The following is a 19891-nucleotide window of genomic DNA, read 5'->3' as shown; positions in this document are numbered from 1 at the left end:
CGCGGCGCGGTACCCTATTCGCCGCGTCGTGCCAGCGGGGCGGCCGCGCGGTCCTGCTCAAGCCATGGGCCCGCCAGGGATCCAACGACGACGCCGATCCCCACTTCCGCACCCAGCCACAGTGCCGCGGTGACGGGGTCCGGGCCGATCTCGGTCAGCCTGCCCAGCCCGATCGAGCCGCTCGAAAGCCAGAAGAGGATGCCGGCCAGGACGGCGGACACCGCACCGATGGCCAGGCCCAGGAACAAGGTGGAGAAGGGCAGGGACAGCCACCGGCGTCGAACCTTCAGCGACAGCCACTCGTCAAAGTGGTTTTCGCCGGCGCGCACAAACCACCAGCCGGCCAGGAGCCCGCCCACGATGGGGATCACCATGGCGGCCGCACCCCAGCTAAGGGTGCCGGCGGGCAGTGCGGCGAGCAGCGGGATGGGAGGCACGGGGGCCACCTCGGTGCCGAGCGGGGACACGGTGGAGCCCACGCCCAGGGAGAAACCGGCGCCGCTGGACCAGGCAAGCGTCCAGGCGGCAAGGTTTGGCATGAAGCCCAGCTGGCCCAGGGTCAGTGCGGCACCGCCCACAGCGCCGGCCCGCAGGCCCTGGTACACGCTGATGATGTCCGTCCACCGGGCCGCAATGGTCACGGCCAGCAGGAGCGCAGAGAGGGACAGGGCGGAGATTCCCGCCACAAAGCCGGAGCGGACCACTGTCCACACATAGGAGCCGGCCCAGCGCTGGTCCTGGCTGGTCTTGGCAATCCAGTCGGCCGCGTTGACACCGATGAGGCGACCCCAGGAACCGGCCTCGAGCCGGGCACCAATGATCATGCCAAGCCCGGCGGGCAGTATCGGGATGAGCATGCTGGCCAGCAGGGAGGCCTCGACGCCGGGGATGCTGCAGACAAAGCCGGTCCCCAGGCCCGCGGCCGCGTAGACCACTATCGCGCCCAGGAGCGGCTGCCAGAGCTGATCCGTGTAGGAGGCCCGGGCCAGCCGGCGGCCGGCACGCCAGGACAGGAAAAATGGAATCAGCACCAGTCCCAGCGGCAGCAGGCTGAAAACGCCTGTCTGCACCGAGGCCGAGCTGGGGCCGGTGGTGATGCTCAGGTGCAGCGGGACACCGTGCATGACCAGCCAGAATTGTCCCGCCAGGCGGGCGATGGCGGCGGCGTCCTTCTCGGCGAAGCCGCCGGAGAGCCAGACGGCGGCCAGCGGCACCACGACAACGAGTGCGGATATGACGAAGACTTGGGCTGCTTCGATGGCGCCCTGCAGCCCCAAGGGCATCGGAAGCCCGTCTCGTTGGCCCCGGGCCGCTTTGGTATTCATTGTCTTCCATGGTGCCATATGGAAGGGGCACAGGGCCGCAAGAGCGGCGCAACCGGGGCCGTGCGGAAAACTGTTGTTAACGACGAACAGGGCCCGGAAACCCGAACCCTGCCCGCTCCAGCCCTAAAGGACTAAAGAATGTGCGCGGTTGCCCGCACGGTTTCTTTAGAAATTAGATGGCCTGGATGTTTACTGCCTGAGGACCCTTCGGACCCTGCTCAACATCGAAAGAGACCTTCTGGTTCTCTTCGAGGGAGCGGTAGCCGGAGGAGTTGATCGCGGAGTAGTGTGCGAACACGTCCTGGGACTGGTCATCGGGGGAGATGAAGCCGAAGCCCTTTTCAGCGTTGAACCACTTGACGGTACCTGTTGCCATTGTTTCTATTTCCTTCTGAAGTTGGAGATTCCGCCCGACCTTCGGGCCTCCTGTTTATACGGTGTAAGTCCGCTTCTCCAGAAAAGCGACGTCGTCCCGAAGGAAGTCGTCGCTTCAACTACAAAAAACGCAACACTACAACTACGTCCAGTATACATACCTAATGGGTTTGCGCCAGTAATTTTTGAGAGGTGCGTCACTCTTTTGGCGCGGGCCGTGATTCTGCCGAAATAAAACAACTACATTTGGCGGTTTTGCGGGGGCGGCGGCGTGACGCGTCGCTCAATGGCCGTGTCGCATTCACGCAACATTCAGGAGGCATTAAGGATCCGTGGAGGGATCGGCGCCGACGGAGCCGTCGATGGTCCGCGGTTAATTGAAGTGCTGTTCAAACATGACCTCATTGCCACCCAGACCGGTTCAGCCAGGTGCGCCCCAAGCTCGGATACCGGAGCATGAAACCGATCGTCAGCTGTTTGCTTTCCCTCAGCATCAACTCTCACCCTGAGTAGAGCGGAGCAGGCCCGCCTAATGTGCACCGGTCACGCCCGCGCCAGGATCCCGGCAAAGTCGCTCGACGCCGGCAGGTTGCCATAGTTGAACGAGCGGTCCGGTCCCAGCCGGGAGACCACGAACGCGTCGGCCACCGCCGCCGGGGCGAAGCGGATCAACAGGGACGCCTGCAGGGCCAACGCCATCTTTTCCACCACGGTCCGCGCCTGGGCGGCGTAGTCCTCGGGCGCCTGGCGGACGGGTGCCAGCAGTTCCTTCAGCCGGGCGCCAAAGTTGTCGAAGAGGTCGTACTCCCCCGCGGCCAGGCGCAGCTCGGCGAAGAAGGCGTCCACCGATTCCGGCTCGGTGGCCATGGCCCGGAGCACGTCCAGCGCTATAACGTTGCCCGTACCTTCCCAGATCGCCAGCACCGGCTGTTCCCGGTACCGCATGGCCAGCGGGAAATCCTCAATGTAGCCGTTGCCGCCCAGGCACTCCATGGCCTCGTAGGCATGGTTGGGTCCGCGCTTGCAGACCCAATACTTCGTGACGGCGGTTGCCAGGCGGCGGAAGGCACTTTCGGCGGGGCCGGCGTCGTCGTCAAAGGCGCGCGCCAGGCGCATGCTGACGGCGGTGGCGGCCTCTGCCTCCAGGGCCAAGTCTGCCAGCACGTTGGTCATGAGTGGCTGGTCCACGAGCCGGGCCCCGAATGCGCGCCGGTGCCGGGCATGCCAAAGGGCCTCGGCGACGGATTGGCGCATGCCCGCGGTGGTCCCCAGCACGCAATCGAGCCGGGTCTGGCCCACCATGCCCATGATGGCCCTGACTCCGCGTCCGGGCTCCCCGATCCGCCAGCCAAGCGTGTTGGCGAATTCCACCTCGGCGGAGGCGTTGGAGCGGTTGCCCGCCTTGTCCTTGAGCCGTTGGATTAGGAACGGATTCCGCTCGTTCGCCATACCGTGTGAGCTGCCGGGAAGCACCCGAGGCACCAGGAAACAGCCCACGCCGGCGTCGTCCTGGGCCAGCACCAGGAAGGCGTCGGACATGGGCGCCGAACAAAACCACTTGTGGCCGGTCAGCAGGAAGTGCCCGCCGTCCGCCACGGCACGGGTGGTGTTGGCCCGCACATCGGAGCCGCCCTGTTTTTCCGTCATGGCCATGCCAAACAGGGCACCCGGCTTGCCGGCGGCCAGCTCCGGGCGGTAACTGCGCGAATACAGCCGCGGCAGCCAGTGCTCCGCCATCGCCTGATTGCCCTTGACGGTTTCAACGGCGGCGTGGGTCATGGAGACCGGGCAGGCGTGGCCGGGTTCCACCTGGGCAAAGAGCATGAATGCCGCGGCCCGGCGGGCGTTGGCCCCGGGACCTGGCTGGGCCCAGGCCGAAGTGTGCGCACCGGCCGCCACCGCCTGCCCCAGGATCCGGTGGTAGGACGGGTGGTACTCCACCTCGTCGATCCGGTAGCCGTACTTGCTGTGGGTGTGGAGGACCGGCGGGTTCTTGTGGGCCAACCGGGCGTCCTCCTGGAACTGTGCCGAGCCGACCGCGGCGCCCACGTCCGCCAGCGCCTCGGCGTAGTGTGTGCCGGCCTCGCCGACGCTTTGGACGTAGTCGCCCAGCACCTGGTTGGCCGTGAATTCGTTGACGTCCACGCGCGGCGGCGGCTGGTTCAGCACCTGGTGCGTGGGATAGCCGGCGGGGCCGGGTCCGGCGTCGTTGGCGGTCACAGGATCGAGAACAGCAGCCACGTCAGCAGCAGGCCCATGACGGAGATGATGGTTTCCATGACGGACCAGGTCTTGATGGTCTGCCCCACGGTCAGGCCAAAGTATTCCTTGACCAGCCAGAATCCGGCGTCGTTGACGTGGGAGAAGAACAGCGATCCCGCGCCGACCGCCAGCACCACCAGGGCCAGGTGAGTGGGGCTCAGTCCGCTCGCGAGCGGGGCGATGATGCCGGCCGCCGTCACGGTGGCAACGGTGGCCGAGCCGGTGGCGAGGCGGATCAGTACCGCCACGATCCAGCCCAGCAGCAGGGTGGAGAGGCTGGCCGCGACGGCGATCTTGGCGATGGCGGTCCCGGTGCCGCCGTCCACCAGGACCTGTTTGAAGCCGCCGCCGGCGCCCACAATGAGCATTACGCCGACAATCGGCAACAGGCTTTGGCCGATCTTCCTGGTCAGCACGTCCGCCGAGAAGCCCACGCCGGTGCCGAACGTGACCATGGCCAGCAGGACGGCGACCGTCAGGGCCACCACCGGGTCGCCGATGAAATCCAGCAGCGGGTGGATCGGGTTGCCCTTGGCCATCCATACATCGGCCGCCGCCTTGATGAGCATCAGCACCAGCGGGGACAGCAGCGTCACCAGGGTGATGCCGAACGACGGCGTCCTGGTTGCGTCTGGGTCCTGCGCCCGCCCGTGGACTTCGCCGTGGTTTTCGCGTGGATTGTTGACGCCGCCCGAGTCGGGTTCCACGGGCAGTCCGTGCCGCCCGGTGCCGGTGCTCTCCCGGGTACCTGTTTTGCCGCCGCCCAGGGACGCCGGGGCGGCCGCCGTCGAACCTCCCGTGACGGCGAGCGCGGCTCCGGCGGCACCGATGGGCACCATGCGGGCTGCCAGGATTCCAAACAGTGGCCCGGCCACGATGACCGTGGGGATCGCGACGATCAGGCCGAGGCCCAGGGTGATGCCCACGTTGGCGTGCAGGATGCCGATGGCGGCGAGCGGACCGGGATGGGGCGGGATGAAGCCGTGCAGCACGGACAGCCCGGCCAGCGCCGGGATGCCCAGCCGCATGGCGGGACCGTTGGTGCGCCGCACGGCCAGCATGACCACAGGGATCAGCAGGACCAGGCCGATTTCGAAGAACATCGGGATGCCGATGATGCCCGCGATCAGCGCCATCTTCCAGGGCAGGGTGGCCGGTTTGCCGCGGAGCAGCGTCTCCACCACCTTGTCTGCACCGCCGGAATCGGCCAGCAGCTTCCCCAGCATGGCGCCCAGTGCGATCAGGATGCCCACGTAGCCAAGGACGCCGCCCACGCCCGTCTCGTAGGAGGCCGTCACCTTATCCAGTGAGATCCCTGAAGCGATGCCCACGAACAATGAGCCAATGGTCAGGGCCAGGAAGGCATGCATTTTGGCGAACACGATCAGGAGCACCACGATGGCGATTCCGATGGCCGCCATGATGAGGACCCGGGTGTCGTGGCCCGTCCAGGGTTCGTGGGACGGGTCTGCCGCCGCCGCTATCGCCATGACGGCGCCTGCGCTCAAGGTGCCCACGGTTCCCTCGTTTCCGCCCGGCCGCATGGGCCGCGCCACCCGTCCCGACGTGCAAGGATCGTTCAATCGCCACCCTAGACCCGTGCCGCCGCCTTGGCCACCCTCCCCGGCCAGGCTCCGGGGTCCCAGTCTCCGGGCCAGGGCCTCAGCCGGGTCTCAGCCGCCGATGTAGCTCATCTCCACCTTGTGCACGGCCCGGGTGTTGGCGCCGCGCAGCTCGGAGTAGCGGTCCGAGCGGGCACCCCAGAGGGCGGCGAGCGCATCCTCCACTTCGGCGTCCGTGGCGCCCCCGCGCAGCAAGGCCCGCAGGTCGTGGCCGGCCGTGGCGAAAAGACAGGTGAACAGCTTGCCGTCGGCGGACAGCCGGGCCCGGGTACAGCCGGAGCAAAACGCCTGGGTGACGCTGGAAATCACGCCGATCTCCCCGGCACCGTCCTTGTACTTCCACCGCTGCGAGGTTTCGCCGCCATAGTTGGCCGCCACCGGCTCCAGGGGAAACACCGCGTTGATGCCGGCCACCACCTCGGCGGAGGGCACCACCTGGTCCATCTTCCAGCCGTTCGACTCCCCCACATCCATGTATTCGATGAACCGCACAATGTGCCCCGTGCCCCGGAAATGGCGTGCCATCGCCACCACGTCGTGGTCGTTCAGGCCCCGCTTGACCACCATGTTTACCTTGACGGGTCCCAGCCCGGCGTCGGCGGCGGCGTCAATCGCGTGCAGCACCTTCGCCACGGGATAGGCGACGTCGTTCATGGACTGGAACACGCCGTCGTCGAGCGAGTCCAGCGACACCGTTACCCGGTCCAGGCCGGCGTCCTTGAGCGCGGCGGCCTTCTGCGCCAGCGCCGTGCCGTTGGTGGTCATGGCCAGGTCCGGCGGCTGACCGTCGGGGGTGCGGAGGGCGGCAAGCGATCGAACCAGCTCCTCAATGTCCTTGCGGAGCAGCGGTTCCCCACCTGTCAGCCGGATCTTGCGTACGCCGTGGGCCATGGCGATGCGCGCCAGCCTGGTGATTTCTTCAAAGCTGAGCAGCTGATTCTTGGGCATGAACGCGAAGTCGCGGCCGAATACCTCCTTGGGCATGCAGTACACGCAGCGGAAGTTGCACCGGTCGGTGACCGAAATGCGCAGGTCACGCAGCGGCCGTTGGAGGGTATCGGTCACGGTGCGGGCAACCATGGTCAGCCTTCTTACGCGAGCCCGGGCGGGTCTCTTCCCTTCAGCCTATGCGTGGACGACGACGGCGTCGAGGGTTGGCTGCCCGGCCGGCGGTTCCGCCGGGGTTTCTGCACGCGCCGGTTACTTATGCGCCCAACCGGCGGTGGGTGCTGCGCATAAGCTCGCGTTCAGTTGCTTATGCGCCCAACCGGCGGTGGGTTTTGCGCCACTCGGGAGGCTGCGCCAAACCCGCCCCCTTGCCGTGCGCATAAGCAAAGTCGCACGGCCCGCACCTAGCCCAGACCGGCGCAGGCTCCGTCCAGGAAGGCGGCCACCTCTTGCGGCCGTGATAGCAGCGGGGCATGGCCGGCGTCAATCTCCGTCACGGTTGCGCCCATCCGCTCCGCCATCTCGCGCTGCAAGGCCGGCGGAACCGCTCGGTCCAAGGTGGTCAGCAGGTAGTGCGACGGCAGATCCAGCCAGGCCGGCCGCGCCACGTTGACCCGGTCCAGGCCGATTCGCACCATTCTTTGCACGGCCGCGGCAACGGCAAACTCCTCGCCGGAACCATCGAAGCCCATGACGTCGCCAAAATGGGCCCTGTCTATATAGGTATGGTCATCGGCAACCACCACATGGGCCGGAATCAGGCTGCCGGGGTGCCGCCGGGACAAACCGCTGACGCTTTCACCCTCGGCAGGAGCAAACGCGGCCACGTAGGCCAGCGCCTCTACCGATTCAATGCCCCGGGCCGCCTCACCGATCACGGCCCCGCCATAGGACCACCCTGCCAACAAAACCGGCCCGGCAACTGTGGCGAGGGTTCTGCGTACGGAGGCAACGTCGTCGTCGAACGTGTCCAGGGACAGTTGCGCGGCCACGGGGTCATGACCCAGGGCACGCAGCTCGGTGATGACCCTCGACCAGCTGGATCCGTCCGACCACAATCCGTGCACCAAAACCATTGTTGCCACCGCGCCACCTCCACGTTGAAGTTATCCCCAACGTACCAAACACGCCGTTCCGGTGCCGATGGCCCGCGGTACGGTGGAACCATGCTGATCGAAAAGCTGCACCTCGACGAGGTGGACATCGAGACGGACGCCGTGGCGCACATGCTTGCCCGGCAATTTCCGCAGTGGTCGGGTTGTCCGCTTGAGCCCCTGTATCCGGCCGGCACGGACAATGTGATGTTCAACCTGGGCGGCCACTATGCGGTGCGGCTGCCCCGGACGCCGTCGGCCGCCAGGACCCTGGCAAAGGAACTTGCGTACCCGCCCATGCTGGCTCCCCTGTTGCCGGCGGCCATTCCAACCATCGTCGCCACGGGGGTGCCCACCGGGGCCTACCCCTTCACGTGGACGGTCTCGCGGTGGATTCCGGGCCGCAATCCCCTTCCCGGGCATGCCCCGGATGCCATGCCTGTTCGGCTGGCCGGGTTTGTCAAGGCATTGCACAGCATTGTGCCGCCCGCACCAACCCGGGACCTGCAGTCCTATCGGGGCGGACCGCTCGCAGCACGTGATCTTGAAACCCGTGCCGCCATTGCCCGATGCCGCGGCGACTTTGATACCGGCCGGCTCACCCGCGCCTGGGACATCGCGCTCGCAGCTCCGCCGGGCACCGGGCCGGCCACTTGGATCCACACGGACCTGCAGCCGGGAAACCTATTGGTGGACCGCGGCACGTTGTCGGGCGTGATCGACTGGGGCGGCCTGTCCATTGGCGACCCCGCCGTGGACTTGATCGTCGCGTGGAACCTGTTGGACCACGCAGGTCGGCGGGCGTTCCGGGACAACCTCGACGTGGCGGACGGGGACTGGGAACGCGGGCGCGGCTGGGCCCTGTCCATCGGCCTGGTTGCCTACCCGTATTACGTTGATTCCAACCCGGCACTGGCGGCCGTGTCGAAATACCAGATCGAACAGGTGCTGGCAGAGCTCGGCTGAGCCGAGCTCTGCTGCGCCGCGGCTGAGCTGCTCCGCGGCGCCCTACTTCGCGGGGGCGGCCCGGACGTGCATGCGCTCGCCCTGGGGGCCAAAGAGCGTCAGGAACTCCACGCTTTCCGGGGTGGCCCGGCCAAACCAGTGCGGCGTGCGGGTGTCGAACTCTGCCGCCTCGCCCTGCTTGAGCACAAAGTCGCGCTCCCCCAGCACCACGCGCAGTTGCCCCCGCAGGACATACATCCACTCATAACCCTCGTGGACCTTCGGCTCGGGGCTGGGCAGCTTGTCCCCGCCGGGAAGCAGGTGCTTGAAGGCTTGGAGCCCGCCGGACCCGCCGCGGCTCAACGGCACAATGGTCTGCCCGTTCCGTCTCACCGGGCGCAGGTGCACGCGCGGATCCCCCGTGGCCGGCGCACCCACCAATTCATCCAGCGGCACTGCGTAGCTTCGAGCCAGCGGCAGCAGCAACTCCAGGTTGGGGCGGCGCTGGCCGGATTCCAGCCGCGACAAGGTGCTGACGGAAATTCCCGTGGCCGCGGCCAACCCGGCCAGCGTCATGTTCCGCTGCAGTCGCAGTGCCTTCAGCCGCGGGCCCACGCCGGAAAGTACTTGTTCGGTGTCATCGCTCATGCCCCAAGTTTGCCACTTTGGCAACAAACTTTGCCACCCTGCCCCCTGGGTGCGGACCATGGAAGTACCAGCAACAGACTCTGAAGGTAGGCATCATGCAAGACGTAATCATCGTTGGCGGCGGCGCGGCAGGACTCAGCGCGGCACTTCTTTTGGGCCGTTCCCGGCGATCCGTGACGATAATCGACGACGGCCGGCCGCGCAACGCACCCGCCGACGGCGTCCACGGTTTCCTCACGCGCGACGGCGTGGCTCCCCTCGAGTTGACCCGCCTGGGCCGGGCGGACCTGGCCCCCTACGACGTGCGGATCGAAGACGGAATAGTTGCCGGCGCCGAACGCACCGACAACGGCTTCCGAGTGGTCCTCGAAGACGGCACCGCCTTCAAGGCGCGCCGCGTCCTCGTCACAACCGGTCTGACGGACGTGCTCCCCGACATTCCCGGGCTCGCCGAGCGGTGGGGCAAGGACCTGGCGCACTGCCCCTACTGTCACGGCTGGGAAATCCGGGACCGCGCCATTGGCGTGATCGGCAATGGTTCATTTGCGGCGCACCAGGCATTGTTGTTCCGCCAGTGGTCGGACAACATCACGCTGTTCCTGAACGACGCTCCCCAGACTGCCGACGTCGAACTTGTCCAGCTTGCGGCCCGGGGCATCCGGGTGGTGCCGGGCACAGTGCGCCGGGTGGTGAGCACCGACGAGGCCGTCAGCGGCGTGGAGCTCGACGACGGCACCACGCACGCCATCCAGGCGCTGACCACCCAGCCGCGCGCGGTGGCCCGGGCGGCGTTCCTCACCGGGCTCGGCCTCGTCCCGACGACCACCCCGTTTGGCGAGACGATCGAGTCCGACGATGTGGGCCTGACCGCTGTTCCCGGCGTATGGGCGGCCGGCAATGTCAAGGACATGAAGGCCACGGTGCTGGCCGCCGCGCAGGGAGGCGCCGCGGCCGCCGTCGCCATCAACATGGACCTCATGGTGGAGGAGGTCGCCGAGGCGGTGGCCGCACACTCCGCGTAGCCCCGAACCCGCAGGGACCGGCAGCGCCGCCTCCACCCGGCGGCATGAGCAAAGTGGGGCGGAACTGGTAGAAATGGAACATGACTGATCACAAGAACCAGCCGCCCCGTCAGCCTGACCGGCTCCTGCCGCAGCGTTCACAGGCCGTGGGTTCCACCGTGACGTTGGTGGGCTGGCTGGTTGTCATCATTCCCATCATTGCGATGGCGTTGCTGATTTTTGCCGAAGTCACCAATCCGAACGCCGGCCTGGCCACCGTGGGCAAGGTGGCGCTGATCTTCCTGGGCGCGGCCCTGCTGTTTTGCATGATTGCCGCCCCGCATTTGCTGGGGCAGGCCGTGATCCACCGGGAGCGCGGCATGTGGCGGGCAGCCCTGTGGACCGGCATTCCCACGGTGTGCGTGATCTTGTACATCGTGTTCCGCTGGCTCAGTTCCGCCGCATCCTGACCCCGGCGCTCCCAAGGAACTTTCAGCGTCCGCATAGCTTTGCCTGCTAGAAATAAGGCATGACCAGGCCCCACCGCGAAATCCCGTCCCAACGTCTGGCCCTCTCGGTGACGACGATCGCCGCACCCACGAAGCCGCAGCGCTCGGTGCTGTGGGCCCTTGGCATCACGCTGCTGGGGTGGCTGCTGCTGGCGTACCCCGCGGTGTTGCTTGCCCTGCTGTCCTACATCCTGATCTCGGGAAGTGACGGCAGCGGCACGTCGGCGTCCTCTGTGGTGGCCGGCATCCTGGGCATGGTGTTTGTGGTGTGCATGGTCGCCGCCCCGGTCCTGCTGGGCCTGGCCGTCATGAAGCGCCTCCGCCGGTTCTGGATTCCCGCCGTCATCACGTGGGTGCTGTCGATCGCCGCCGTGATCTACGTGATTGTCGAGTGGCTGCTGCCGCTCGGGTAAACCCTGCTTCCCCCAGGCCGACGGCGGTCCCGGCACGGAAAAGCGGGGTGACCGCCGGCCGCCTTGATTACCCATCAAAGCGACGAGCGTCCACCCCGCCAAATCCGGTCAAACCATCGGTTCCGGCTGGATAGCGCCGGGTCCTCAGTTTCGTGCCTGGTTAGTGCCTGGCCGCCGGTCGACGCACCCGCCAAAGGACAACTCCGCCAACAGCAAGCAGCAGGGCTGCGCCGGGGATCATCCATCCTGTGGTGTTCCCCGTTGACGCCAGAGGAAGCAACGCGGCAGCAGGGGTTGTTGCGGCCGCGGTCGAGCCGGCCAGCGCAATCGGCAAACGGGTGTCCGCCGGGGTGGTGGCCGGTGCCGTCGTTGTAGTCACTTCGGTGCCCAGCTCGGTCGGCGACGGTGTCGTCGACGGCGTGCCAGTTGTAGGCACGGGGGTTTCGCTCGGCGCCGAGGTGGTGGCCGGGGTGGTCTCCGACGTCGTCGCCGTGGCTGTCGCAGTGGCGTCAACCGTCGGTTCAGGGGTTTCGCTCGGCACTGCGATGGTTGCCGAGACCGTCGGGTCAGCGCTCGGAGTTGTGGCCGCCGTCGGGGACGGGGTATCGGTGGCTGTCGGATCAACCGTCGGCGTCGTGGACGGAGTTGCCGAGGTTGTCGGCTCAGCCGACGGCGTTTCCGACGGCGCCGTCGTTGCGGTTGGCGTCGTGGACGGAGTTGCCGAGGTTGTCGGCTCAGCGGTCGGCGTCGCCGAGACTGTCGGGTCGACCGTCGGCTCAGCGGTCGGCGTCGCACTTGGTTTGGTGGTCGGGCAATCGACTGCCGCAAACTGGGCCGCGTAGATCGCTGTCCCATTGTCCTGCAACTCCCACCCGCTCGCGGCCGTCAGCGCAAAGCCCTTGGCCGGCGTGGCAGTGATGACTACCGTTGCACCAATCGCGGCCGCCTGGCTCTGGCTGTAGGAGATTTCCCCGGTGGTGGCGGGCAACGTCAAGGTTGGAGTCGTGACCGTGCCGTCGGTGTTGCAGCCGGCCTGCACGATTGCCGGCGCCGTGGGGGCCACCGGGATCGCCGGGGTCTGGCAGCTCGGGGCCGCCGAGAAAGTCACCGTGAGCGTTGCCGTGCCGTCCGCCTGAACCTTCCACGCACCGCTGGGGAGCAGCGTTGTGAAGGCGGCGGGGAAAGCAGTAATGACAATGGTCGTGCCTTCCACGGCCTGGGTGCTCTGGGTGTAGCTGACGGACGCCGTGGTTGCCGGCAGGGTGAGCTTGGCCGGAATCAATGATCCGTCGGGCGCACAGGATGCCTGCCCAACCGTGGGCAAGCCAAGTACCGCGCTGTTGTTGGGCACGGAGCAACCGTTGTTGTAGATGGCCTGGCCGGCAGCCGTCCAATTCAGGCCGGCGGGGAGATCAGGGTTCGGCGGGATGATGTCGCCCCACCCACTGGTCATGGATGGTGCAAAGACCGGTCCCGTGTGCGTTGCGTGGCCGGCGGGGCCGCCGCCGTTCTTTTTGAAACTATTCGAATCGACCGTGATCGGGCCGGGCCCGTAGGGCTTCTTGACGTTGGCATCCGCGTGGCAGATGGTGACTTTGGTGGCGCCCGGAGCGGCCGATGCCGGCACGGCTATCAGGGCTGCCAGTCCGGCAAAGCCGAGGGCAATCGCCGCGGTTGCCGAGAGTACTTTGGCGGCGGTCGTTGATCCCGGCCCGCTAGTCCGGAGCCGGCGATGTGCCGGGCGTAGTGTTCGTGACATTCTTCCCCACTTCATTGATTGGGTCCTTCCGTGCCCGGGCCGGCGGAGTTCCAGGAACTCGCGCGGGGACCCCGACACTTTTTCTTCGAAAGGACACCGATCCCGTGGATGAACCCGGACGACGAGGTTGGCGGCAAGGGCTTTCGCCCCGGTCGTCAACATCGTTGGGCCCGGGCTTGCGCAGTGCGCGCGGGTGGGCAAGATGGCGCAGGATCGGCCATTTCCGGCAGAGCAGCAGCACATATCCCCCTTTGAGACCAGGATCGGCAATTGAAGGCTATGTTTGGCACACGGGCCCGCTCTAGAGTGGCCAACACTCTACTTTTAACCACTCGCATGCGCCGCGGCAGCGGCCACCACTCGCTTTTGCACGCCACCACCCCGAGCGCTTGGCGCGTTGCGGGGCACGAAAAAGGCGCACAACGAGTGTTGTGCGCCTTGATGCGGTGGTTCGCCAACCTGCCTGGGTCCGCCATCACGCAGGAGGTGGGGAAGGGCAGTTGCTTTAGTCCAGACCCAATCCTCCACGGACATGCCGAAGAAGGTGTTCCTGCGCTTCGGCTACCGAGATGCGGGCCTTCCTTGAATAGCATTGGATGGCCAGGCCATCCACTACCGAACTTGTGGAAACGGCAAAATTCCGCGGATCATCGCAGGTGAATTCTCCGTCGGCCACACCCTGTTCGATGATCCCGGTCAGCGCGTCCCACCAGGCTTCATAGTGGCTGTTCATCCATTCACCGTAGGAGTCCTCCCTCGCAGCGGCGGACCAGAAATCAAGCCAGATCATCCAGTGCCGTCGAGTGTCGGCGTCCGGTCGGAACAGCCCGCTCAGGAAGCCGAACAGCTGGGTCGATTTATCGTGTTTGCTGCTGGCCGCAGCCTCACGCAGGGGAATGTAGAACTCTGCGGTTTCAGCCTTGACCACTTCCCACAAAACTTCTTCAAGGCTGCGGAAATGGTAGGTAATGGTCCCCGGGGAGACCCCGCAGGCTCTTGAAATGTCGCGGATTTGGACGTTGAAGAGCCCTTTGTCCGCGATCAGGTCCCGGGCGGATTCAATCACCAGCCGACGCCGGACCTCCGTTGGGTGCCGTTGCCGTTCAACCTCCGATTTGGCTCGCGGCCGGCCAGCCTGCTTGGTATCCGTCACGGCGTCATCTCCCCTCATAAGCCTAAACCGACGTTCGCTTAATCTCTTTTTCGAAAGTCTTTTCAAAATGAACGTTCCCGTTCAAGTATGTCTTTACTTTGTTAAAGAGCCGGAAATGTGTGGCCGTCGAGGTAATGCGCGATTCGGTTTCACTGCGAACCTTCCAGTCACCGCGTTCCATCTCAATAATCCAGCTGGACTCCGCCATCGCTGACAGAGGGTCGTTGCGGGAAATGGTGTACTTTTCCACCGCCTGCTCACCATACGTCATGCCGTCCGGGTAGACCCGGTAACCGCCGTATTTCGGGTCCACCGTCAGTACCCAGGTTTCCGTGTCGGGTTCATAACGAACTTCACGTTCCGGCATTGTCTCCGGCGTCGGCTTCGCCACAACGGCCAGGGGTGCGGCCTGTTCGGGTTCGGCGAAGACGGGTTGCGGTCCGGTAAAGGCCGACGGCGCCAGGTGGCCCAGGTGGAGATCGCAACCGGCAGGGTCCAAGGTAATGGCTCCGCGTTCGCCGTGTGGCCAGAGCCAGGGCCAGTATGTGGTGGACAGTGCAACGCGAAGCTTGTGGCCCGCGGGAATGGTCCATGAGATCGACGTCATTTCAAGGGACACGTCCATCCAAGTACCGGGGACAACATCGTCGGCCCTGTCCATGCCGTCACGCTTGGCCAGGTTTAGTGCCCCACGGGTGATTAGCGTGGAGGAGCCGTCGGGTGCCACATCGGTGAGCCGTGCCATGATGTTGGCGCGGGGCGTGGTGGCCGATACCCGCAGGTTCAGCCTCGGGAAGCCCAGCATGTTCAGGTCGTCGGTGCGGACCGCGGAGTCGAACACGACCGACCGGCCGTCCTCGCCCCTTTGGTCCGGCGGCAGGTCCGAGTCGTTGCCGAAGGGGAACCACCGGCCCGCGTCGACACCAACATGCTGCGGCGTGTCGACGGTGACGAGCCCGCCGGGGCCCGCCGCGAGGGTGCGCAGGTCCCGCGCAAAATTGTAGGAAACGGGGGAAATCTGGGGGGCCGGCCAGGACGGCAAGCCAACCCAGGCTCCGTGGCGCACCTGGTATTTGGTCGCCGGGCGGACCGACTCTTGGTGATAGAGGCGCAATGCAGGTTCATCCATCACGCCGGTGTCTTCGTCCTTGAGCCAGTGGTCCCACCATCGCAACGTCTCCTGCAGGAAGCCGATGTTTGGCCCCGGGGTCCGCTCAATGTCCGGATATTGGTGCGACCACGGGCCGATGATTCCCTTGGCCGGGGCGTCGAGGTTCTCCACAAGCCGCAGGACGGCGTTTCGGTACGGGTCGGCCCATCCTCCGACGGCCAAGACTGCCGCCTGGATGTCCGAGTAGTCCTCGCAGACGGAACCATGCTGCCAGTAGTCGTCCCGTTCCTGGTGGGACATCCAGATTTCACTGAAGGGCTGCAGGCCCGCGAGCCGTTCGTTCCACATTGCCTCCCACTTCTCGCCCACTCGCCACGGCACGGGCGGGCGGGTCTGGAAGGCAAACATGGTCCCGGCCCAGGCGGCCATATCGATGCCAAGAAGCGCGCCCCCGTAGTAGTGGACGTCGTCGGCGTACCTGTCGTCCGTGGAACACACGGTGACGATGGCCTTCAGCGCCTCCGGGCGCCGGGCTGCAATTTGCAGGCCGTTGAAGCCGCCCCAGGAGATGCCAAACATTCCCACCTTCCCCGTGGACCACGGCCGGCTGGCGAGCCAGGCGATGACCTCAAGGCCGTCTTCTTGTTCTTGGAGGTGATACTCGTCCGCCATGAAACCGTCTGAATCCCCGGATCCCCGCATGTCGACCCGCACCGAGGCGTAACCGTGCCCGGCGTACCACGGGTGGCGTTGAGCGTCACGGGGGGCCGTCCAGTCACCGCGTCGGTAGGGAAGGTACTCCAGCAGCACCGGCACCGGGCGGTCGACGGCGTCTTCCGGGAGCCAGATGGTTGCCGCCAGCATGGCACCGTCGCTCATGGGGATGAACACGTTTTCCATGACCGTGACGGTCCGGGGAAACTCGGTGGTGATCTTCATTCAGTGCGTCCAATCAGCTGGCTGGCGGTTATTGAGGGTGGTTCAAGCGGGCCCATATTAGGCGTGTGAGAGTTCTTCCAACGGCGCATGGCAGCGGATGCTGTGGGTGCCGCTCAATTCCACGGCAGGGGGCCGTGTCGTCCGGCAAATGTCCATGACCAGCGGGCATCGGCTGGCGAAGGGGCAGCCCTGCGCCGGAGGGCCCGCAGGAACCTCGTCCTGCCCGGGGGCCGGGGCGGCCGCGTGGTCATCTCCGACCTCGATCACCGAATTCATCAGGAGTTTCGTGTACGGGTGGGAGACGTTGCCGAAGATCTCGGCCACCGACCCCTCCTCGACGATTCGCCCCAGGTACAGCACTACGACCCGGTCGGCAACGCTTCGCACGACGGCAAGGTCGTGGGTGATGAACAGGAAGCCAATGTTGTTCTCCCGTGACAGCCTGTCCATCAGGCGCAGGATCGAGGACTGCACGGACACGTCCAATGCCGAAACAATCTCATCCGCGAGCACCAGGGTGGGGCCGGCCGAGACGGCCCTGGCAATGCCAACCCGCTGCCGCTGGCCTCCGGAGAGTTGCCCGGGCAGGCGCTGGCCAAAGTTGCCGGGCAGGCCCACTTCCGCCAACGCCTCTTCGGCGGAGAGGCCCTTGACGTTGAACAGTCGCAGCGGGCGGGTGACGGCGTCGCGGACGCTGCGTCGCGGGTTGAGGGAGGTGTCAGCGTTTTGGAAGATGATTTGGATCGCCCGGCGCACCCCTTTGGCGCGGTGCGCAACGGTCGGGGCCAATTCCGTGGTGCCGTCAAGGGTGAGTTCACCCGTCTGGCGTTTCTGCAGCCCGGCCACCACGTTGGCGATCGTTGATTTTCCAGACCCGGACTCGCCCACCAGGGCCACGATCTCCCCCGCGTGCACGTCGAGGTCGACGTCTAAGACGGTGGGCGCGCTTCCCGGCTTGGGTTTGCGGTTGTAGTCGACGCTCAGGCCTCGAATGGAAAGGACCGGCGCGGTCCCTTGCGGGGCAACACGTTGGAAGAGTTCGGTGTCCACGACAGGCATGTCCCCACCATTGTCGAAGGCGTCGATCGCGGCGTCGTCCAGGCTTGGCGGGATGCCGGGGACAGTGACGCGCGGAACACTGGCCAGCAGGCCCTTCGTGTAGGGGTGAGTGGGGTTCTTCAGGACGGAACGGGTGCTCCCGAATTCGACGACCTTGCCGCGACGGAGCACGGCAACCTGGCTGCACATTTTGTCGATGACGCCCAGGTCGTGGCTGACCAGGACCATGGCCATGCCCAGTTCCTCGTGCAGCCGGTTCAGCGTGTCAAGAATGGCTGCCTGGGTCACCACGTCCAGGCCTGTCGTCGGCTCGTCGAGAACCAGCAGTTTCGGGCGCGCGGCAAGTGCCATGGCAATTCCAATGCGCTGCTGCTGCCCTCCGGAGAACTGGTGCGGGTACTTGTCCAAAGCTGCTGCGGCATTGGGCAGCCTGACCAGGTCGAGCAGTTCGATGGCCCGGGCCCGCTTCGATTCGCGGCTTGCGCTTGATGCGGCGTCCAGCCGGAAACCTTCGGCCAGCTGTTCGCCGATCCGCATGGTGGGCGTTAGCGCGGCCCCGGCATTTTGTGGCACCAGGGCAACGTGCGAGGCCCGGAATTCACGCAGGTCCTTTCCGCGGAGCTTGAATACGTCGACGCCGGCCAGGTGCACGGTTCCGCTGTTCACAAACGACGACGTCCGCAGGGAGGCGAGGAGCACCCCTGCCATGGTGGATTTGCCGGAGCCGGATTCGCCCACCAGGCCCAGGACCTCGCCGTTGGCCAGTTTCACGTTGATGCCGGAGAGAACGTCGACGCGGCGTTTCCCCGACATGTACGCAATGTCGAGGTCCCGCACGTCGATGGCAAGAGTTTCCTGTGTAGCGGTGCTCATCCCAAAATCTCCTTCATGCGGTCCACTCCAAGGCTCTTGGCGAGCCCGTCGGCGGCTAGGTTCAAACCCACGATGAGCGTCGCCAGGAAGACGATCGGGGCAAGGGTTGCCAGGGGTACGACGGCCATCAGGCTGCGGTTTTCCGCGACCATGAGACCCCAGTCGGGAGTTGGCGGGTTTGCGCCGAAGCCGAGGAATGACAGTGAGCTGACGAGGAGCACCACCCAGGAGGCGCGCATGGCGAACTCCACCAGCACCACGTCCAGGATGTTGGGGAACACTTCGCGGCTGAGGATGTAGAAGACGCCTTCACCGCGGGCCCTGGCGGCGACAATGTAGTCCTTGGGCATGATGTCCATGGCGGCGGCTCGCACCACTCGGGTGACCCCGCCGGTATAGACCACCACCACGGCCAACACAATGACTTCGGGCCCGGAGCCGAAGACTGTTACAAGGACCAGCATCGCGAGGATTGCCGGGACGGCAAGGACGGAGTCGAGCAGGCGGGTGATGACCTGGTCAATCCAGCCCCCGTAGAACGCCGCAAGTCCTGCGATAACTGTTCCCAGCACCACGGCCAGGGTGGTGGCGATGAAGCTGACGGTAAGCGCATACTGCCCGCCATAAAGGGTCCTGGAGAGAATATCCCGGCCCAGCGTGTCGGTGCCCAGCGGGTACGGCCCGCCGGGGAGCTGAAGCACGGCCGCCGGGTTGTTTTCCGTGGGGTTTCCCGGCGCGATCAAGGGTGCAAGGACCGCCAGCAGGATTTGCAGGATCACCAGGGCAAAACCAAGGGTGGCGGACTTCGAACGCAGGATGGATCGGACCACCTGCCCCAGGCCTGGCAGGAACCCGCGGGAGGTTTGGATGTTTTCGACGACAATCGTGGGTGAGGTCATTTCGCGTTCCTTGGGTGCCGGAGGCGGGGGTTGAGGAGCGTTGCAGCCAGGTCTGCCAACAGGTTGCAGACCACAAATGTCAGGGCGCCGATCACGGTGATGAGCAGGATGGTCGGCAGGTCCCGGCTTTGGACCGAACGGATCATGAGTGATCCCATGCCCGGATAGTTGAAGATGCTCTCGACCACCACGACGCCGCCGATCAGCCAGGCGACGTTCATGGCCACGACATTCAAGGTGGGGAGAATGGCGCTGGGCACCACATGCTTGAGGACAAGGCGGGGCATTGAAATCCCCTTCAGCCGGGCCGTGTGTACGTAGTCGGTTTCCATGACATCAATGACCGAGGTGCGCATCATACGCACGATGTAGGCGGAGGCCACGAACATCAGGGACAGCGAGGGCAGGGTCATCGACGGCAGCAGTTCGGCAATCGTGGCATTTTGGCCGGCCACCACCACCGCGGGGAAGATCGGGATGGTGATGGAAAAAGCCAGGACCAGGAGCGTAGCCACAATGAATTCGGGGATGCTCATGCCCACGAGGGCCAGGGTTGAGATGAGCGAGTCCGGCCAGCGGTCCCGGCACAGGCCCGCCACCAGGCCCGTCACCAAGGCAAGGGTGAAGCCCACCACAATGGTGATTCCGGCAAGGAAGGAGGTATTGAGTAGTGCCCGTCCCACTTCTGAACCCACGGGCTGGCCGCTGACGAGGGATGTGCCGAAGTTGCCGGTCAGTGCATGTCCCAGCCAGGAGATGAAGCGTTCCAGCGGAGGTTGGTCAAGCCCAAGTTGCCGGCGCAGGGTTGCCACGGCATCAGGGGTGGCGTTTTGGCCCAAGATCTGGGTTGCCGCATCCCCCGGCAGGGCCTGCATGGCCCCAAACACCAGGATGGTCGCCAGCAAAATGGTGACAACAGCCCAGCCAAGGCGCGGAAGTACAAAGCGTGTAAGCAT

The 19891-nt window shown here is 65.7% G+C and carries 17 protein-coding genes; 4 read left to right on the top strand and 13 right to left on the bottom strand.

What is annotated here, in order from left to right:
- Window positions 1-14 precede the first annotated feature (14 nt).
- The 6 genes from AL755_RS05305 to AL755_RS05280 all read right to left on the bottom strand — a co-directional run bounded on the left by AL755_RS05305 (window position 15) and on the right by AL755_RS05280 (window position 7608).
- Window positions 15-1325, bottom strand: coding sequence for a cell division protein PerM (locus AL755_RS05305; RefSeq protein WP_054010113.1), 1311 nt, complete (start codon window positions 1323-1325; stop codon window positions 15-17).
- A 172-nt stretch (window positions 1326-1497) separates the two neighbouring features.
- Window positions 1498-1701, bottom strand: coding sequence for a cold-shock protein (locus tag AL755_RS05300; RefSeq protein WP_038467205.1), 204 nt, complete (start codon window positions 1699-1701; stop codon window positions 1498-1500).
- 542 nt (window positions 1702-2243) lie between these two features.
- Window positions 2244-3941, bottom strand: a complete 1698-nt coding sequence (locus tag AL755_RS05295; protein WP_237762597.1) for an acyl-CoA dehydrogenase family protein — start codon at window positions 3939-3941, stop codon at window positions 2244-2246.
- Window positions 3917-5452 carry a GntT/GntP/DsdX family permease gene (locus AL755_RS05290; RefSeq protein ID WP_054012877.1) on the bottom strand — a complete coding sequence of 512 codons (1536 nt, stop codon included), beginning with the start codon at window positions 5450-5452 and terminating at the stop codon, window positions 3917-3919. The genes AL755_RS05295 and AL755_RS05290 overlap by 25 nt, the downstream gene beginning before the upstream one ends.
- Window positions 5453-5635: 183 nt before the next feature.
- The gene (gene moaA, locus AL755_RS05285) at window positions 5636-6664 is read right to left on the bottom strand and encodes a GTP 3',8-cyclase MoaA (protein ID WP_054010111.1); all 1029 of its coding nucleotides are present in this window, start codon (window positions 6662-6664) and stop codon (window positions 5636-5638) included.
- Window positions 6665-6936: 272 nt separating this feature from the next.
- Window positions 6937-7608 (bottom strand): alpha/beta fold hydrolase, encoded by a 672-nt coding sequence (locus tag AL755_RS05280; protein WP_054010110.1) that lies wholly within the window; start codon window positions 7606-7608, stop codon window positions 6937-6939.
- A gap of 90 nt (window positions 7609-7698) precedes the next feature.
- On the opposite strand from AL755_RS05280, the gene AL755_RS05275 reads away from it, so the two are divergent.
- Window positions 7699-8592 (top strand): aminoglycoside phosphotransferase family protein, encoded by an 894-nt coding sequence (locus tag AL755_RS05275; RefSeq protein WP_054010109.1) that lies wholly within the window; start codon window positions 7699-7701, stop codon window positions 8590-8592.
- Between the two features lie 42 nt (window positions 8593-8634).
- Here the strand turns inward: AL755_RS05275 and AL755_RS05270 are convergent, their stop codons facing one another.
- Complete coding sequence (locus AL755_RS05270; RefSeq protein ID WP_054010108.1) at window positions 8635-9219, bottom strand: helix-turn-helix domain-containing protein; 585 nt, start codon at window positions 9217-9219, stop codon at window positions 8635-8637.
- Window positions 9220-9314: 95 nt separating this feature from the next.
- Between AL755_RS05270 and AL755_RS05265 the strand changes: the two genes are divergently transcribed.
- From AL755_RS05265 to AL755_RS05255, 3 genes are all read left to right on the top strand, one after another.
- A complete protein-coding gene (locus tag AL755_RS05265; protein ID WP_054010107.1) occupies window positions 9315-10241 on the top strand; it encodes an NAD(P)/FAD-dependent oxidoreductase in 927 nt (308 codons plus the stop codon).
- An 80-nt stretch (window positions 10242-10321) separates the two neighbouring features.
- Complete coding sequence (locus tag AL755_RS05260) at window positions 10322-10690, top strand: hypothetical protein (protein ID WP_054010106.1); 369 nt, start codon at window positions 10322-10324, stop codon at window positions 10688-10690.
- 59 nt (window positions 10691-10749) lie between these two features.
- A complete protein-coding gene (locus tag AL755_RS05255; RefSeq protein ID WP_054010105.1) occupies window positions 10750-11142 on the top strand; it encodes a hypothetical protein in 393 nt (130 codons plus the stop codon).
- Between the two features lie 160 nt (window positions 11143-11302).
- Here the strand turns inward: AL755_RS05255 and AL755_RS23175 are convergent, their stop codons facing one another.
- The 6 genes from AL755_RS23175 to AL755_RS05225 all read right to left on the bottom strand — a co-directional run bounded on the left by AL755_RS23175 (window position 11303) and on the right by AL755_RS05225 (window position 19891).
- Window positions 11303-12901, bottom strand: a complete 1599-nt coding sequence (locus tag AL755_RS23175; protein ID WP_150117046.1) for a hypothetical protein — start codon at window positions 12899-12901, stop codon at window positions 11303-11305.
- A gap of 505 nt (window positions 12902-13406) precedes the next feature.
- Window positions 13407-13967, bottom strand: a complete 561-nt coding sequence (locus AL755_RS05245; protein WP_054010103.1) for a TetR/AcrR family transcriptional regulator — start codon at window positions 13965-13967, stop codon at window positions 13407-13409.
- Between the two features lie 109 nt (window positions 13968-14076).
- Entirely contained in the window at window positions 14077-16104 is a 2028-nt protein-coding gene (locus AL755_RS05240) for a CocE/NonD family hydrolase (protein ID WP_054010102.1), read from the bottom strand.
- 57 nt (window positions 16105-16161) lie between these two features.
- Window positions 16162-18036: an ABC transporter ATP-binding protein gene (locus AL755_RS05235; RefSeq protein WP_054010101.1), complete on the bottom strand. Its 1875-nt coding sequence runs from the start codon at window positions 18034-18036 to the stop codon at window positions 16162-16164.
- Complete coding sequence (locus AL755_RS05230) at window positions 18033-18935, bottom strand: ABC transporter permease (RefSeq protein ID WP_082368929.1); 903 nt, start codon at window positions 18933-18935, stop codon at window positions 18033-18035. The genes AL755_RS05235 and AL755_RS05230 overlap by 4 nt, the downstream gene beginning before the upstream one ends.
- On the bottom strand, window positions 18932-19891 hold the full coding sequence (locus AL755_RS05225; RefSeq protein WP_054010100.1) for an ABC transporter permease: 960 nt from the start codon (window positions 19889-19891) through the stop codon (window positions 18932-18934). Before AL755_RS05225 ends, AL755_RS05230 begins: the two co-directional genes overlap by 4 nt.

The sequence above is a fragment of the Arthrobacter sp. ERGS1:01 genome (genome assembly GCF_001281315.1).
In the GTDB taxonomy this organism is placed as follows: domain Bacteria; phylum Actinomycetota; class Actinomycetes; order Actinomycetales; family Micrococcaceae; genus Specibacter.
Note: the sequence above shows the minus strand (reverse complement) of the source record. Positions and strands in the feature narration are given on the sequence as shown.

Excerpts from the sequence above, each read along its gene's own strand:
- AL755_RS05265 (WP_054010107.1), top strand. The coding sequence starts at position 9,315 with ATGCAAGACGTAATCATCGTTGGCGGCGGCGCGGCAGGACTCAGCGCG.
- AL755_RS05300 (WP_038467205.1), bottom strand. The coding sequence starts at position 1,701 with ATGGCAACAGGTACCGTCAAGTGGTTCAACGCTGAAAAGGGCTTCGGC.
- AL755_RS05260 (WP_054010106.1), top strand. The coding sequence starts at position 10,322 with ATGACTGATCACAAGAACCAGCCGCCCCGTCAGCCTGACCGGCTCCTG.
- AL755_RS05255 (WP_054010105.1), top strand. The coding sequence starts at position 10,750 with ATGACCAGGCCCCACCGCGAAATCCCGTCCCAACGTCTGGCCCTCTCG.
- AL755_RS05225 (WP_054010100.1), bottom strand. The coding sequence starts at position 19,891 with ATGCTTACACGCTTTGTACTTCCGCGCCTTGGCTGGGCTGTTGTCACC.
- AL755_RS23175 (WP_150117046.1), bottom strand. The coding sequence starts at position 12,901 with ATGTCACGAACACTACGCCCGGCACATCGCCGGCTCCGGACTAGCGGG.
- moaA (WP_054010111.1), bottom strand. The coding sequence starts at position 6,664 with ATGGTTGCCCGCACCGTGACCGATACCCTCCAACGGCCGCTGCGTGAC.
- AL755_RS05280 (WP_054010110.1), bottom strand. The coding sequence starts at position 7,608 with ATGGTTTTGGTGCACGGATTGTGGTCGGACGGATCCAGCTGGTCGAGG.
- AL755_RS05275 (WP_054010109.1), top strand. The coding sequence starts at position 7,699 with ATGCTGATCGAAAAGCTGCACCTCGACGAGGTGGACATCGAGACGGAC.
- AL755_RS05305 (WP_054010113.1), bottom strand. The coding sequence starts at position 1,325 with ATGAATACCAAAGCGGCCCGGGGCCAACGAGACGGGCTTCCGATGCCC.
- AL755_RS05270 (WP_054010108.1), bottom strand. The coding sequence starts at position 9,219 with ATGAGCGATGACACCGAACAAGTACTTTCCGGCGTGGGCCCGCGGCTG.
- AL755_RS05240 (WP_054010102.1), bottom strand. The coding sequence starts at position 16,104 with ATGAAGATCACCACCGAGTTTCCCCGGACCGTCACGGTCATGGAAAAC.
- AL755_RS05290 (WP_054012877.1), bottom strand. The coding sequence starts at position 5,452 with ATGGCGATAGCGGCGGCGGCAGACCCGTCCCACGAACCCTGGACGGGC.
- AL755_RS05235 (WP_054010101.1), bottom strand. The coding sequence starts at position 18,036 with ATGAGCACCGCTACACAGGAAACTCTTGCCATCGACGTGCGGGACCTC.
- AL755_RS05230 (WP_082368929.1), bottom strand. The coding sequence starts at position 18,935 with ATGACCTCACCCACGATTGTCGTCGAAAACATCCAAACCTCCCGCGGG.